Below are 12739 nucleotides of genomic sequence, written 5' to 3'. Positions count from 1 at the left end.
AAGAGAGGCACCCGGAGTCGCTCACTCCCCGCCGGCCCATTCAGGGCCGACTCCCGGTGCCTCTCCTGTACGCCCGGATCCCGTACGCCCGACGTCTCCCGGCCGGGCCTCAGATGCCTCGGACCGCCGCGGTGGATCCCCGTACCACCAGCTCCGGTTGGAACACGTACTCCGTGCGCTGCACGGGGCTGCCGCCGATCTCCTCCAGCAGGGCGCTCACCGCGGCCGCCGCCATCGCCTGCACGGGCTGACGCACCGTCGTCAGCGGCGGATCGGTGAACGCGATCAGCTGCGAGTCGTCGAAGCCCACCACCGACACGTCGCGCGGCACGTCGAGCCCGCGCTCCCGCGCCGCACGCACCACGCCCAGCGCCATCAGGTCACTGCCGCAGACGATGCCCGTGCACCCCAGGTCGAGCAGCGCACCGGCCGCGACCTGGCCGCCCTCGACACCGAACAGCGCGGAGCAGACCAGGAGTTCGGCCTCGGCACGGTCCAGCCCCAGCAGGTTCACGGCCGCCGCGACGAAGCCCTCCCGCTTGCGACGGGACGGCACGTAGCGCTGTGGCCCGACGGCCAGGCCGACCCTGCGGTGGCCGAGTTCGGCGAGGTGCCCGACGGCCATCCGCACGGCGGCGGAGTCGTCGGGTGAGACGAACGGGGCGCTGATCCGTTCGTTGTAGCCGTTGATCAGGACGAACGGCACGCCGCGTTCGGTGAGCGCGGCGTACCGTGCGGGGTCGGTCGAGAGGTCCGCGTGCAGCCCGGAGAGGAAGACGATCCCGCCGACGCCGCGTTCGACGAGCTGCTCGACGAGCTCGTCCTCGGTGGCGCCGCCGGGCGTCTGAGTGCAGAGCACCGGCGTGTAGCCGTGCCCGGCCAGTACCTGTTCGACGGACTGCGCGAAGGCCGGGAAGATCGGGTTGGTGAGTTCGGGCGTCACCAGTCCGATCAGCCCCGCGCTGCGCCGACGCAGCCGTACGGGGCGTTCGTAGCCCAGGATGTCCAGCGCCGCGAGCACCCGCTGACGCGTGGTGTCCGCGACGCCGGGCTTCCCGTTGAGCACCCGGCTGACGGTCGCCTCGCTGACCGCCGCCTGGCCGGCGATGTCCGAGAGCCTCGGCGCACCGCCGGTTCCAGGGCCCTTCTTCCGGAGGTTGCCGGGCTCGGCCCGATCCGGAAGAGAGGCCCTGGGCAGGGGGACCGTCACACCGTCCACCACACCGTGGTGTCCGCGGGCAGCTCGATCTCGGCGCCGTCGGTGACGACCGGGGTGCTGGACAGCAGGACGGTGCCGCGCACGGGGATGCGCACCGGCCGGGACGTCGTGTTGACCGTGCAGACGAAGCCGGGGCGGGCGAAGATCAGCAGCCCCTCGGGGGCCTGGAGCCACTCCACCCCGGTCCCGGCGCCGAGCCCCGGGTGCGCCCGGCGGGCGGCGATCGCGGCCCGGTACAGCTCCAGCGTGGAACCGGCGACACCGGTCTGCGCCTCGACGCTCAGCTCGCCCCAGCCGTCGGGCTGGGGCAGCCAGCTGCCGCCGCTGCCGAAGCCGTGACTGCTGCCGTCGCGGGTCCACGGGATCGGGACGCGGCAGCCGTCGCGGAAGCCGTCCTGGCCCTCCGCGCGGAAGAACGACGGGTCCTGGCGGGCCTCGTCGGGCAGGTCGGTGACATCGGGCAGGCCGAGCTCCTCGCCCTGGTAGACGTACGCCGAGCCGGGCAGCGCCAGCATCAGCAGGGTGGCGGCGCGGGCGCGGCGCAGGCCCAGCTCACGGTCGCCGGCGTGACGGATCTGGGTGCCGAGACCGGGCGGGTTGGCGAACCGGGTGGTGTGCCGGGTCACGTCATGGTTGGACAGCACCCAGGTGGTGGGGGCGCCGACCGGCCGCATGGCGTCGAGCGAGCTGTCGATGACCTTGCGCAGCTCGGCGGCGTCCCAGGCGGTGGACAGGTACTGGAAGTTGAACGCCTGGTGCATCTCGTCGGGGCGCACATAGTTGGCCGTGCGCTCGACGGTGGGGGTCCATGCCTCGGCGACGAGGATGCGCCCGCCCGTCGCCCACCACCGCCCTTCCGACGAAGGCCCTTCGGGCCCCTTCTTCGCGGGGTACTCATCGAGGATGGTGCGCCAGGAGCGGTAGATCTCGTGGACCCCGTCCTGGTCGAAGAACGGCATGACGTCGTTGCCGAGCAGCTTGAGCTGGTCGTGGGTGCCGAGGTCGGGCAGACCCTCGGCCTTGACGAGGCCGTGGGCGACATCGACCCGGAAGCCGTCGACGCCCATGTCGAGCCAGAAGCGCAGGATCGAGCGGAACTCGTCGGCGACGGCCGGGTGTTCCCAGTTGAAGTCGGGCTGCTCGGGCGCGAACAGGTGGAGGTACCAGTCGCCGGGGGTGCCGTCCGGGTCGGTGGTCCGGGTCCAGGCGGGGCCGCCGAAGATGGACTCCCAGTCGTTGGGCGGCAGTTCGCCGTCCGCGCCCTTGCCGGGGCGGAAGTGGTAGCGCTCGCGCAGCGCGGAGCCGGGGCCCTCGGCGAGGGCGCGCTTGAACCACTCGTGCTGGTCGGAGGAGTGGTTGGGCACCAGGTCCACGATGATCCGCAGGCCCAGGTCGTGGGCGTCCCGGATCAGCGCGTCGGCGTCCAGCAGGGTGCCGAACATGGGGTCGATAGCACGGTAGTCGGCGACGTCGTAGCCCGCGTCGGCCTGCGGGGACGCGTAGAACGGGCTGAGCCAGACCGCGTCCACGCCGAGGTCCTTGAGGTGCTGGAGTCTGCCGCGTACGCCTGCGAGATCGCCCATGCCGTCGCCGTTGCCGTCGGCGAAGCTCCGTGGATAGACCTGGTAGATCACCGCGTCCTGCCACCAGCCGGTCTGGTGGGCCGGAGCGTCGGCGGACGTGCCGGTGGAGGGGGCAGCGAGGTGCTGGGTCATGTCGTCCCTGGGGTGTCTGGGGTGGGGAGCGTCGCCGGACCGGGTCGGGATACCGGCGACGCCGTGACTTGGTGCGTGCGGGGCGTACGGGGCGGGCCGCGTCAGCCCTTGACGGCTCCGGCGGACATGCCGGTGACCAGATGGCGCTGGGCGAAGAGGAAGACCAGGGCCGCGGGTATCGCGATCAGCACGGACGCGGCCGTCATCACGCCCCACTGGGCTCCGTACTGGTTGACGAAGAGCTGCAGTCCGCCCGCGAGGGTGAGGTTGTCCTCGCCGACCATGAAGGCGGAGGCGTACGCCACTTCGCCCCACGCGGTGATGAAGGAGTAGAACGCGGTGACGGCGAGGCCGGGCTTGGCGAGCGGCAGGATGAGCCGCCAGAAGGTGCCGAACGGGGTGAGGCCGTCGACCTGCCCCGACTCGTCGATCTCGCGCGGAATGGTGTCGAAGAAGCCCTTCATCATCCAGGCGCAGAACGGCACCGAGATGGTGAGGTAGGTGATGACGAGGCCCGCGGGCTGATTCAGCAGCCCCATGCCGGCCATGATGTTGTAGATCGGCACGATGAGGACGGCGACCGGGAACATCTGGGTGATCAGCAGCGTCCACATCAGCCCGCGCTTGCCGGGGAAGCGGAAGCGGCTGACGGCATAGCCGGTGGAGGCGGAGACGATGACGCCGAGCAGTGTGGTGAGTCCCGCGACGAGCAGGGAGTTGCCGAACCAGGTGAGGAACTTCGTGTTCTGGATCAGGTTCGTGTAGTTCTCGAACGTGGTCTCTTTGAAGAAGTCCGTGGTGGTCGCGTACGCGGCGGGCTTCAGTGAGGTGAGCAGCACCCACAGCACGGGGAAGACGGCGATCACGGACGCGACGATCAGCGTGAGGTGCAGCCCGACGGAGGCGAACGGCGAACGCTCGCCGCGCAGCCGGACCTTGCGCGCGGGGTGCCGTGCGGCGGTCGCGGGGGCGGCGGTTGCGGGGGCGGTGGTCACCAGTCGTCTCCCTGGGTGCGCAGGACTCGCCGGTAGACGGCGGCAAAGATCAGCAGGAGTACGAGGATCAGTACGCCCCAGGTGGAGGACTGCGCGAAGTCGCGCGGGCTGATCTCGAAGGAGAACTTGTACGCCTGGGTGACCAGGATCTGGGTGGCCTCACCGGGTCCGCCGCGGGTCAGCAGGTAGATCACCGGGAACATGTTGAAGGTCCAGATGGTGGAGAGCAGGATCACCGTGGTGGAGACCGGCCGCAGTCCCGGCAGCGTGATGTGGCGGAACCGCTGCCAGGCGGTGGCGCCGTCCATCTCCGCGGCCTCGTACTGCTCGCTGGGGATCGACTGCAGTCCGCCGAGCAGGGCGACCATCATGAACGGCACGCCGAGCCAGACATTGACGGCGATGACGGAGAACTTCGCCCAGGTGGGATCGTTCAGCCACGGGACGGCGTCGATCCCGCCGCCGGAGAGGATCTTGTTGAGCAGCCCGCGGTCCTCGTTGTAGAGGAAGCGCCAGGCGAAGACGGAGACGAAGCCGGGGATGGCCCAGGGCAGGATGAGTGCCATCCGGTACGCGGAGCGGCCGGCGATCCGGCGGTTGAGGATGTTGGCGAGGGCCATGCCGAGGCAGAAGGTGATGGCCACGCAGGAGACCGTCCACACCAGGGTCCACCCGAGCGTGCCGAGGAACTGATTGCCCGTGAGCGCTTCGGTGTAGTTGTCCAGGCCCACGAATTTGTACGTGGCGGGCATGTGGTTGACACCGATGGACCGTTCGACATTGCGCTCGTTGGCGTCGGTCATCGACAGGTAGATGCCGCGGACCAGCGGATAGCCGATGATCACGCCGATCACGAGCACGACCGGGGCGACCATGGTCCAGGCGTACCAGTGGGTCGACAGCGCCCGCCGGAGCCTGCTCGGCGGCGGGGGGGTGCCAGTACCGCGGCTCCGGCCGCGGGCGACGTCGTCGCCCGCGGCCTTCACCACCGACTGGCTGGTGTGGACAGCCATCAGCCGGCCTGCCTTCCTGTTACTTCCAGCCCTTGAGGAGCTTGCGGTAGGAGTCGCCGGTCGTCTTGACGGCCTTCTCCGGCGTGGTCTGGCCGGTCAGGACCTTGGTGTACTCGGTGACGAGCGGCGCGAAGAGGCTGCCGGTCTCCGGGATCCAGGGGCGCTCGACGGCGGTCTCGACGACGGGCTTGAAGAAGCCGACGATCTCGTTGTCGACGACGTCCTGCTTGGCGTAGGCGGAGGTACGGGTCGGCAGGAGGCTCAGCTCCTTGGTGACCTGGGCCTGGGTGTCCGCGGACGTCATGTAGTCGACGAACGCGTAGGAGGCGTCGAGGTTCTTGGAGCCGGCGTAGACGGCCAGGTTGTGACCGCCCTGCGGGGCGCCCTGCGCGGCGGAGCCGGCCGGGACCGGGGCGATGCCCAGGTTGGCCTTGTCCTTGAACTCCTTGCCGGCGTAGGTGTCGGCGACGGCCCACGGACCGTTGATGATCATGGCGACCTTGCCGTCCTTGAAGGACGCCTGCATGTTCTCCCAGCCGTCCGTGGCATCGGTCTTGGCGGCACCGGAGTCGACGAGGTCCTTGACGACCTTCATCGCCTTGACGCCCTCGGGGTTGTCGATGGTGACGGACTTGGTGGAGGCGTCGACCATGTCGCCGCCCTCGCCGTAGAGGAAGGAGAGGAACCAGTACGCGTCGTCGCCGCGCAGGTACATGCCGGTCTTGCCGGTCTTGTCCTTGATCTTCTTGGAGACGGTCTTCAGCTCGTCGATGGTCGTGGGGACCTCGACCCCCGCGTCCTTGAAGATCTTCTTGTTGTAGAAGATGCCCATGGAGTCGATGACCTGCGGCACGGCGTACGTCTTGCCGTTGTACTTCGTGGACGCGGCGGCCTGCTTCAGGAAGTCGTCCGGCCTCTGCAGCGCGGCGGTGCCGTCGAGCGGGGCTAGGTAGCCGAGGTCCGCGAACTCGGGCGTCCAGGCGACCTCGGAGCGGATGACGTCGGGGGCGTCGGAGCCGGACTGGGCCGCGTTCTTGAACTTGTTCTGCGCGTCACCGAAGGGCACGTTGACGTACTTGACGTGGACCTTCGGGTGCTGCTTGGTGAAACCCTCGGCGAGCTTCTTGAAGACCTTGTCCTCGCTGCCCGCGGTGGAGGTGTCCCACCAGGTCACCGTGCCGGAGAGCTCGCCCGAGCTCTTGCTCGTGCCGTCGGTGCTGTCGTCGCTGCCGCAGGCGGTCGCCGCGAGCGCCAGGGCCGCGACCAGGACGGTGGCCGTTATGCCACGTCGCATCTGAACTCCTTCAACTGCCGTACCGCTCCGTCGCGGCGCCGGGTCGACGTGAACGTAACAAGGATGAAAGAACGCCGAAAGAGTTTGCGGAAGATTTCTGCAAGCTTCGACGATCGTTACATTCGCGTGTCCTCACGGTTGCCGTCAAGCCTCTTGACGGGGGCCGTCGATTCCTGGCAGCGGCAGGCCACAGCCCGCGAACCCGTGGTACGACGATCTGACCGCAGTCGGCGAACCGGGCCCGCAAGGCCTTGCAAGAAGTTGCCGCGACGCCCTCCCGGACCAGCGGTCGGGTGCGGTCGTCCGACTCCTGTGGATGGTGGGCAATCCGACATACGCCCGGTACAGTCCACTTCCATGACCGCACGGCTTGCCGATATCGCAACTCAGGCGGGGGTCAGCGAAGCGACGGTCAGCCGCGTACTGAACGGCAAGCCCGGTGTCGCAGCGGCCACCCGTGAATCCGTTCTCGCCGCGCTCGACGTTCTCGGCTACGAACGGCCGGTACGGCTGCGCAGGCGCAGCGCGGGGCTGGTCGGGCTGATCACGCCCGAGCTGGAGAACCCCATCTTCCCGGCGCTGGCCCAGGTCATCGGCCAGGCGCTGACCCGGCAGGGCTACACCCCGGTGCTGGCCACCCAGACCCCCGGCGGCTCCACCGAGGACGAGCTGACCGAGATGCTGGTCGACCGCGGCGTCTCGGGCATCATCTTCGTCTCCGGGCTGCACGCCGACACCTCGGCCGATATGCAGCGCTACGAGCAACTGCGCGCCCAGGGCGTCCCGTTCGTCCTGGTCAACGGCTTCTCCCCCAAGGTGCAGGCGCCGTTCATCTCACCGGACGACCGGGCCGCCATGCGGCTCGCGGTGACGCATCTGGTGTCGCTGGGCCACCAGCGGATCGGCCTGGCGGTCGGACCCAAGCGGTTCGTGCCGGTCCTTCGCAAGATCGAGGGCTTCCGTGCCACCGTGCAGGAGCAGTTGAACCTCGCCCCGGACGCGGTGGAGGAGCTGATCCAGCACTCGCTGTTCACCCTTGAGGGTGGTCAGGCCGCCGCGTCGGCGCTGATGGAGCGGGGCTGCACGGCGGTGGTGTGCGCGAGCGACATGATGGCGCTCGGTGCGATCAGGGCCGCCCGGCGGCTGTCGCTGGAGGTGCCGCGCGATCTGTCGGTGGTCGGCTTCGACGACTCACCGCTCATAGCGTTCACCGATCCGCCGCTCACCACGATCCGTCAGCCGGTGACGGCGATGGGCCAGGCCGCCGTGCGTACCCTCCTTGAGGAGATCGGCGGGACACCCGCCCCGCACAGCGAGTTCGTCTTCATGCCCGAGCTGGTCGTTCGCGGTTCAACGGCCGCGGGCCCCGGGCCCGGTCCGACCGCCGCGGCCGGATCCGTTCCAGGATCGCACGCCCGCTCCTAGCCCGTAGTTCCGGCGCGGACTCCCCGGTTCCGGCGGTCAGATGTGCGGCCCGTTCCCGAGCGACGGATGATCGGGCGGGAGCAACATTTCTGGCAGACTCTGTACCTATGGGTGAATTGAGTGTGACGTCGCAGGAAGGCCGGTCGGAGGCCACCCCGTCACCCATCGTGGACGAGGCGGCTCACGCGAAACGGAACGCCAGGCGGCGCGACAGCGGCCTGGCGAGACTGCGTTCCCTGCGATCCCCTCGCCGGCCACGCGTCTGGTTCGAAATCCTGCTCGTCGCAGCCAGTTACTGGGTGTACTCGCTGGTGCGCAACGCCGTCCCGGAACAGAAGTCCGAGGCCCTGCGCAACGCCGACCGGATCTGGTCGGCCGAGACCTATCTGGGCGTCTCCGTGGAACAGACCGTCAACCACGCGGTGAATTCCGTGACATGGCTGATCGTGTCGATGAACTACTACTACGCGACGCTGCACTTCATCGTCACCGTCTGCGTGCTGGTGTGGCTGTTCCACCGTCACCCCGGCCGCTACGCGGCGGCCCGGCTGGCGCTGTTCGCGACCACGGCCGTGGCGTTGCTCGGTTACTACCTGTTTCCGCTGGCACCGCCCCGCCTGATGAACGGCGGCCATTTCATCGACACCGTCCTGGTCCATCACACCTGGGGTTCGATGGCCTCGGGCAACTTCAAGAACATGTCGAACCAGTACGCGGCCATGCCCTCGATGCACATCGGGTGGTCGCTCTGGTGCGGCCTGACCGTCTTCGCGCTGGTCTCCGCCCCCTGGGCCCGCGTCCTGGGCCTGCTCTACCCGGCGGTCACCCTGTTCGTGATCGTGTCGACGGCCAATCACTTCTGGCTGGACGCGCTGGGCGGTATGACGTGCCTGGCCTTCGGTTACGCGGTCACGTACGCCTGGCACGGCTCGCTGCCGCACCGTCTGCCGAGACGGGTGTCGCCGACACGGGAGAGGCCGAGGCCGGCCGGCCTGTCCACGGACACACCGGTCCGGACGCCGCGTCCGACGGCGGACGCGACAGCACGCCGCTGAGGGCACCGGCCGGCCCGTCCGAGGACCGGGGCCGATGCGGAAGCCGTCGGGGGAGCAGGCGCCCGGCGGACCCGCTCCCCCACCGCCTCACCCCCGGTGCACCACACGTCCCCCGCACACCGTGAGCCGCACCGGCGCCTGTCCCAACTCGTCCGCCGGTGCGGCCACCGGGTCCACCCCGAGCGCCGTCAGATCGGCCCGGTACCCCACGGCGACCCGCCCCGCGACCCGCTGCTCCCCGGCGGCGACCGCCGCGTGCGAGGTGCAGCCCTCCAGCGCCATCAGCCCGGTCAGCGCCTGCTCGGCGGTGACCGGCTCGGTGCCGTACGCCCCGGGCAGCCGGCGCAGCCGGGCCGTGGCCAGCACCTGCCGTACGTCGTAGGGGGCGATCGGCCAGTCGGAGCCCAGCGCCAGGTACGCCCCGGCGTCCCGCAGGTCCCGGCAGCGCCAGGCCCGCCCGGCCCGCTCGTCGCCGAGCCGCTTCGACCACTCGTCGGTGTGGTCGGCGCGCGTGTACGTGGTGTGCGTGGGCTGCATCGAGGCGATCACCCCGAGTGAGGCGAACCTCGCCGCCAGACCGTCCGGCACGGTCTCGATGTGCTCGATGCGGTGGCGGAGCCGGCCGCTCTCCCCCAGCGCCTCCACCGTGTCCAGCACATGCCGGACGGCCGCGTCCCCGATGGCGTGCGTGGCGGTCCCCACGCCGGCGCGGTGCAGATGGTGCACGACCGCGGTGTACGCCGCCGGGTCCGGCCAGAACGCCTCGGTGCCCTGCCCGTGGCAGTCGGCGTGCTCCAGCCACGCGGTACCGCCCTCGACGGTGCCGTCCATGAAGAACTTCACGCCGCCGACCCGCCAGAGCCGGCCCGCCTCGCTCTGCACCCGTACCAGCTCGTCCAGGGCCCCCTTGTCGGCGCCCGGCATGCACCAGGGGGCCAGCCGGAGCCGTACCGGCAGATCCGTCTCCTCCTCCACGGCGGTCAGCAGCTCGGGTACGGAACCGTCGCCGAGGTCCATCACATGGGCTCCGGTGAGACCGGTGGCGGCCATGCCGGAGAGGAGTTCCACGAGACGGCCGCGGCGCTCGGCGGACGAGTGCCTGGGCAGCCGTCCGGCGACCAGATCCATCGCGGCGTGCTCGACGAGATGGCCGGTGGGGCGCCCGTCGGGGTCGCAGACGACGGCGGAGCGCTGAGCGAAGGCGCGTGGGCCCGTGATTCCGGCGCGCTCCAGGGCCGCGCCGCTGACCAGAGCGGAGTGTCCGTCGTAGAGCCGGATGAAGGCGGGGGCGCCGCCGACGGCGTCCTCGATGAGGGCCCGGTCGACGGGCCGGCCACCGAAGGCGTTGTGGTCCAGTCCCCAGGCGATGACCCAGCCCTCGGTCCGTTCGGCCCCGGCGAGTGCGGCGCGCAGCTGGTCGAGGTCGCGGACGGCGGTGAGATCGGCGCCGTCGGCCATCTCCAGGCCCCAGACGGGGTGGCTGTGCGCGTCGACCAAGCCGGGCGTGAGCGTGGCCCCCGCCAGGTCGACGCGCTCGGTGCCGGTACCGCGCCACTCGCGCAGCCCGGCCTCGTCGCCGACGGCGGTGATCACCCCGTCCTTGACCGCCACGGCGGTGGCCTCGGGCCGGGCCGGGTCGAGGGTGCGGACATGGGCTCCGGTGAGGAGGAGATCGGCTGCGGGCACGGTGGGACTCCTTAGACGGTGGTGGAGGCGGGCGTGATGGGGTCGGGGACGGTCGTGGCCCCGACCTCTCCCGGCGGCGACGGCTCGGCCGCGAACCGGGCGTACACCTCGGGTCTGGTGCGCTTGAGCCGGTACGCGAGTGCGAGCCCGATCAGGAAGACCGCGGGCACCAGCGAGACGAGCACGACGTTCACGCCGGTCGAGGCCCCGGAGAACAGACCGACGTTGTCCGTGACCAGGGCTATTGCGGCGGCGAGCAGCACGGCCGCGACGACCGGCGCGACGACGGTGCGGAGCCTGCCCTCGCCGTGGTCGAACCGCCGGAAGTAGAGCGGCACGGCGATCGCGGCGAGCAGTTGCAGCGCCATCAGGCCGATCATTCCCGGGGTGTTGACCCAGAGCAGCAGTTGCGCGTACGGGTCGGCGCCGGCCGCCGCGAAGCCGATGACGATCACGGCGCCGAGCACGACCTGGGCCGCACCGGCCACGTACGGGGAACGGTGCCGGGGGTGGACGCGGCCGAGGGCGGCGGGCAGCACCCCCTCCTCGGAGAGCGCGAGCCCGTACCGGTTGATGGCGTTGTGGAAGGCGAGCAGCGAGGCGAGCACGCTGGTGACGATGAGGATGTGCATCAGGTCCGCGGCCCAGCCGCCGACGTAGTGGGTGATGGCGGAGAAGAACAGCCCGCCCGGGTCGGTGGCGGCGGCCTTGACGACCTGGGCGTCACCGAAAGCCTGGATGACGGTCCAGACGATGAACGAGTAGAAGAGCCCGAGGAACGCGACGGCGATGTAGGTGGCGCGCGGCACGGTACGGTCCGGGTTCCGCGCCTCGCGCCGGTAGATCACCGTGGACTCGAACCCGGTGAACGCGGCGAAGGCGCAGGCCAGTACGGCCGCCATGCCCGGTACGAAGACATGGTCGGCCGAGAACGAGGCGAGCGAGATCCCGTCGGCTCCGCCGTCCAGCAGCACACCGCCCGCGAGCAGCACGAGGATGCCGGTCTCGGCGACGAGCAGCACTCCGAGGACCTTGGCGCCGAAGTCGATGGAGCGGAAGCCTCCGTACCAGATGAGCAGCAGCCCGGCCAGGGAGACCGGCAGCCAGGGGATGTCGATGCCCCACAGGGCCTGGGCGGTGTCGGCGGTGGCCGAGCCGAGGAGCCCGTAGACGCCGATCTCCATGCCGTTGTAGCCGAGCATCGCGAGCAGGGCGGCGGCGATACCGAGGGGGCGGCCCAGCCCTCGGGTGATGTACGCGTAGAACGCGCCTGCGCTGCGGACATGGCGGCTCATCGTGGTGAACCCGACGGCGAAGACCGCGAGGGTGATGCCCGCCAGCAGATAGCCGACGGGGGCGCCGATGCCGCCGAGCAGGATGGCGATGGGGGCGACCCCGGCCATCACCGTGAGCGGTGCGGCGGCCGAGATGACGAAGAAGGCGATGTCGGCGGTGCCGAGGGTGCCTCTCCTGAGGGTGGGCGCGGACATACGCAAGGAAGCCCTTCTGCGACGGGCGGGGCAGGACCGGGAACCAGAAACCTAAAGGCTTTCGGTTTCGGCAATGTAGCCTCGTCCGCGGGCATCAGGGAAGACCTTTCAGCAGACTTGCCCGCAGGCATACGTCAGGAGAACGGCACATGGGACGGCCGCGCACGGCGCTGCTCGACCGGGAGCGCATCACTGCCACGGCGCTCGAACTCATCGATGAACAGGGTGAGTTCAGCGTCCCGCAGGTAGCCCGGCGGCTCGGGGTGCAGACCGGGTCGGTCTACCACCACGTGGACGGGAGGGGCGGAATCATCGAGCTCGTCCGGGAGCGCGTCTGTGCGGCGATCGACTCCGCGACCCTGGACGTGGAGCCGTGGGACGCGGCGATGACGGCCTGGGCCCGTTCCTACCGTGCCGCGTTCGCCGCCCACCCGCAGGCGATCCCGCTGCTGACGACGTCACCCGTGCGCGCCCCGAAGGTCCTGGCGCAGTACGAGCGCGCGGTACGGCTGCTGCTGGGCGTCGGCTTCGCCATGAGCGAGGTGATGACGGTGATCACCGCCCTGGAGAACCTGGTCCTCGGCTCCGCGCTGGACCTGGCGGCCCCGGAGACGATGTGGGAACTGCCGGACGACACGACCACACCCCGCCTCACGGAGGCGCTGGCCGCGGTCGGGCCGGGCCGGGCGGACGCGGCGTTCGAACTGGCGCTGGGTGCCTTCATGGGACACTGCCGCGCACTGCTGGACGCGGAGGACGCATCAAGCCGGTCCGGCGCTTGAGGACACTTTTCAGTGCGCCGGGCAGAACCGAGCCCGTCCGGCGCTTGAGGACACTATTCAGCCCG

At 70.3% G+C, this 12739-nt stretch carries 10 protein-coding genes; 3 read left to right on the top strand and 7 right to left on the bottom strand.

Annotated features, from left to right (window positions below):
• Nucleotides 1-109 precede the first annotated feature (109 nt).
• The 5 genes from ABZ826_RS16220 to ABZ826_RS16200 all read right to left on the bottom strand — a co-directional run bounded on the left by ABZ826_RS16220 (nt 110) and on the right by ABZ826_RS16200 (nt 6236).
• Nucleotides 110-1108 carry a LacI family DNA-binding transcriptional regulator gene (locus ABZ826_RS16220; RefSeq protein ID WP_361447739.1) on the bottom strand — a complete coding sequence of 333 codons (999 nt, stop codon included), beginning with the start codon at nt 1106-1108 and terminating at the stop codon, nt 110-112.
• 98 nt (nt 1109-1206) lie between these two features.
• Complete coding sequence (locus ABZ826_RS16215; RefSeq protein ID WP_361447622.1) at nt 1207-2934, bottom strand: glycoside hydrolase family 13 protein; 1728 nt, start codon at nt 2932-2934, stop codon at nt 1207-1209.
• Nucleotides 2935-3035: 101 nt separating this feature from the next.
• Nucleotides 3036-3929: a carbohydrate ABC transporter permease gene (locus ABZ826_RS16210; RefSeq protein WP_361447620.1), complete on the bottom strand. Its 894-nt coding sequence runs from the start codon at nt 3927-3929 to the stop codon at nt 3036-3038.
• The gene (locus ABZ826_RS16205) at nt 3926-4942 is read right to left on the bottom strand and encodes a sugar ABC transporter permease (RefSeq protein ID WP_361447618.1); all 1017 of its coding nucleotides are present in this window, start codon (nt 4940-4942) and stop codon (nt 3926-3928) included. Before ABZ826_RS16205 ends, ABZ826_RS16210 begins: the two co-directional genes overlap by 4 nt.
• A gap of 19 nt (nt 4943-4961) precedes the next feature.
• On the bottom strand, nt 4962-6236 hold the full coding sequence (locus ABZ826_RS16200) for an extracellular solute-binding protein (protein WP_361447616.1): 1275 nt from the start codon (nt 6234-6236) through the stop codon (nt 4962-4964).
• Nucleotides 6237-6593: 357 nt separating this feature from the next.
• Here ABZ826_RS16200 and ABZ826_RS16195 point away from each other — a divergent pair, with 357 nt between their 5' ends.
• Together ABZ826_RS16195 and ABZ826_RS16190 are read left to right on the top strand one after the other, a co-directional pair.
• Nucleotides 6594-7661 (top strand): LacI family DNA-binding transcriptional regulator, encoded by a 1068-nt coding sequence (locus ABZ826_RS16195; protein ID WP_361447614.1) that lies wholly within the window; start codon nt 6594-6596, stop codon nt 7659-7661.
• A gap of 107 nt (nt 7662-7768) precedes the next feature.
• Nucleotides 7769-8716 (top strand): phosphatase PAP2 family protein, encoded by a 948-nt coding sequence (locus tag ABZ826_RS16190; protein WP_361447612.1) that lies wholly within the window; start codon nt 7769-7771, stop codon nt 8714-8716.
• Between the two features lie 87 nt (nt 8717-8803).
• Here ABZ826_RS16190 and ABZ826_RS16185 read toward each other — a convergent pair whose 3' ends face one another.
• Nucleotides 8804-10402 (bottom strand): amidohydrolase, encoded by a 1599-nt coding sequence (locus ABZ826_RS16185; protein WP_361447610.1) that lies wholly within the window; start codon nt 10400-10402, stop codon nt 8804-8806.
• An 11-nt stretch (nt 10403-10413) separates the two neighbouring features.
• Entirely contained in the window at nt 10414-11892 is a 1479-nt protein-coding gene (locus ABZ826_RS16180) for an APC family permease (protein ID WP_361447608.1), read from the bottom strand.
• A gap of 149 nt (nt 11893-12041) precedes the next feature.
• Between ABZ826_RS16180 and ABZ826_RS16175 the strand changes: the two genes are divergently transcribed.
• Nucleotides 12042-12674, top strand: a complete 633-nt coding sequence (locus tag ABZ826_RS16175) for a TetR/AcrR family transcriptional regulator C-terminal domain-containing protein (protein ID WP_361447606.1) — start codon at nt 12042-12044, stop codon at nt 12672-12674.
• The last annotated feature ends 65 nt before the right edge of the window (nt 12675-12739 follow it).

Source organism: Streptomyces sp. NPDC047515, from assembly GCF_040643055.1.
GTDB lineage: Bacteria > Actinomycetota > Actinomycetes > Streptomycetales > Streptomycetaceae > Streptomyces.
Note: the sequence above shows the minus strand (reverse complement) of the source record. Positions and strands in the feature narration are given on the sequence as shown.

Bases quoted from the DNA above. Each gene is read 5' to 3' on its own strand.
- ABZ826_RS16215 (WP_361447622.1), bottom strand. From the start codon at position 2,934: ATGACCCAGCACCTCGCTGCCCCCTCCACCGGCACGTCCGCCGACGCT.
- ABZ826_RS16205 (WP_361447618.1), bottom strand. From the start codon at position 4,942: ATGGCTGTCCACACCAGCCAGTCGGTGGTGAAGGCCGCGGGCGACGAC.
- ABZ826_RS16200 (WP_361447616.1), bottom strand. From the start codon at position 6,236: ATGCGACGTGGCATAACGGCCACCGTCCTGGTCGCGGCCCTGGCGCTC.
- ABZ826_RS16195 (WP_361447614.1), top strand. From the start codon at position 6,594: ATGACCGCACGGCTTGCCGATATCGCAACTCAGGCGGGGGTCAGCGAA.
- ABZ826_RS16190 (WP_361447612.1), top strand. From the start codon at position 7,769: ATGGGTGAATTGAGTGTGACGTCGCAGGAAGGCCGGTCGGAGGCCACC.
- ABZ826_RS16180 (WP_361447608.1), bottom strand. From the start codon at position 11,892: ATGTCCGCGCCCACCCTCAGGAGAGGCACCCTCGGCACCGCCGACATC.
- ABZ826_RS16175 (WP_361447606.1), top strand. From the start codon at position 12,042: ATGGGACGGCCGCGCACGGCGCTGCTCGACCGGGAGCGCATCACTGCC.